We start from the raw sequence: 1,718 nt of genomic DNA, 5'->3' as shown, positions 1-1,718 counted from the left end.
CGGTGACGATGTCGGCGCGCATGCCGTCGACGTCGAAGCCGGCGCAGACGGTCGCGATCGTCGTGAGCGCCCAGTCGGTGAGCTCGATGCCGCCCACGCGCTCCCGGGCGGCGACGATCCGCTCACGCAGGGCCAGCTCCTCCGTCGCGAAGGTCGCGCGGAAGCCGTCCGGGTCGGAGTCGAAGGCGACCCGGCGACGGATGACCTCGGCCCTCAGCTCCGCCTCCCGCGGGGCGGAGACCTCCACGGTGAGCCCGAAGCGGTCGAGCAGCTGGGGCCGGAGCTCGCCCTCCTCGGGATTCATGGTGCCGATCAGCACGAAGCGGGCGGCGTGTTCCACCGACACCCCGTCGCGCTCGACGGTCACCCGTCCCATCGCGGCGGCGTCGAGGAGCTGGTCCACCACGTGGTCGTGGAGCAGGTTGACCTCGTCCACGTAGAGCAGTCCGCGATGTGCGCGGGCCAGCAGGCCGGGCTCGAAGGCGGTCACTCCCTCGCTCAGGGCCTTCTCCAGGTGCAGGGACCCGGCGATGCGGTCCTCGGTCGCGCCGATCGGCAGCTCGACCAGGCGGACCGGTCGGTGCTCGGTGGGCGCGTCGTGGGGGATCGGCCCGTCGGGGGTGTCGCCGCCACGGTCGGCGGGCGCGCTGGAGAACCTGTCGCCGGCCACCACCTCGATCTGCGGCAGGATCCCCGCGAGCGCACGCACCATCGTGGACTTGGCGGTGCCCTTCTCGCCGCGGATCAACACGCCGCCGACCGACGGTGAGACCGCGTTCAGCAGCAGGGCCAGCGCCATGTCGTCCGAACCGACGACGGCGCTGAAGGGGTAGTGCAGTGGCATGGGGGCTCCCGCTCTCGTCTGCCAGGCTGGTCAGCGCGAGGCCGGTCTCCGGACTTCCCGGCTCATCTCGAGCGGTCGCGCTGGACGCGATCGCCTGAGAGGCCGGGTTACCGTAGCGGGCCCTGTGCCGGATTCTCACCGGCTTCCCTGATTCTCCCCTCCGCACCGCCCGGGGCGGGTCGTGGGGCACCTCGTGCTGTGGGGGTGTAGTTGTCTCTTCAAGGGCGAGGCTACCCAGCGTGCTCGCGTTCCGGGCGGTCGGGCTCGGCGGGCGGGTTCGACGGTAGGGTTCCGCGTCATGAACGGACAGGTGGTCGTGGTGGGGATCGGCGGTGACGGCTGGGCCGGTCTCGACGAGGCCCGTCGCCGCGCCGTCCTGGGCGCCGACGTCCTGCTGGGCGGGGAGCGGCACCTGGCGATGCTGCCCCCCGCGGTGACCGCCGAACTGGAGCCGTGGCCGCGGCCGCTGCGTTCGGGGTTGCCCGAGGTTCTCGAGCGCTACGACGGTCGGTCGATCGTGGCCCTGGCCTCGGGTGACCCGCTGGTCGCCGGGGTGGCCAGGACGTTGATCGACCTGCTCGGCTCCGATCATGTGGAGGTGTTGCCGGCGGTGTCGTCGGTCGCGCTGGCCCGGGCCCGGATGCGGTGGCCCGCCGAGTCGGCGGTGGTGCTGCGCGATCACCGGACCCTCGTGCGTGAGCTGGCGCCGGGGCGGCGGGTGCTGGTGCTCTCCGAGGACCGCCACACGCCGTCTGCCGTCGCCGGGGTGCTGACCGGGGCGGGATTCGGGGACAGCGTACTCACCGTGCTGTCGGATCTGGGGAGCCCGGACGAGGTACGTCAACGCTGTGTGGCGCGCGACTGGGTTCCGGGA

General features: G+C 72.7%; 2 protein-coding genes and 1 riboswitch. Of the genes, one reads left to right on the top strand and one right to left on the bottom strand.

The genetic code is table 11. The annotated features are described in order from the left end of the window. The coding region (locus IY392_RS17955) for an ATP-binding protein (protein WP_194861968.1) at positions 1-844 on the bottom strand (844 nt) is incomplete at its 3' end. 21 nt (positions 845-865) lie between these two features. Next, positions 866-1,053: riboswitch (cobalamin riboswitch) on the bottom strand. An 89-nt stretch (positions 1,054-1,142) separates the two neighbouring features. Here IY392_RS17955 and cbiE point away from each other — a divergent pair. Then, a partial coding sequence (gene cbiE, locus IY392_RS17950; RefSeq protein WP_194861967.1) for a precorrin-6y C5,15-methyltransferase (decarboxylating) subunit CbiE occupies positions 1,143-1,718 on the top strand: 576 nt, incomplete at its 3' end.

This window comes from Dietzia sp. SYD-A1 (genome assembly GCF_015356725.1).
In the GTDB taxonomy this organism is placed as follows: domain Bacteria; phylum Actinomycetota; class Actinomycetes; order Mycobacteriales; family Mycobacteriaceae; genus Dietzia.
The sequence above is the reverse complement of the archived record's forward strand: the minus strand, read 5'-3'. Positions and strand labels throughout refer to the sequence as shown.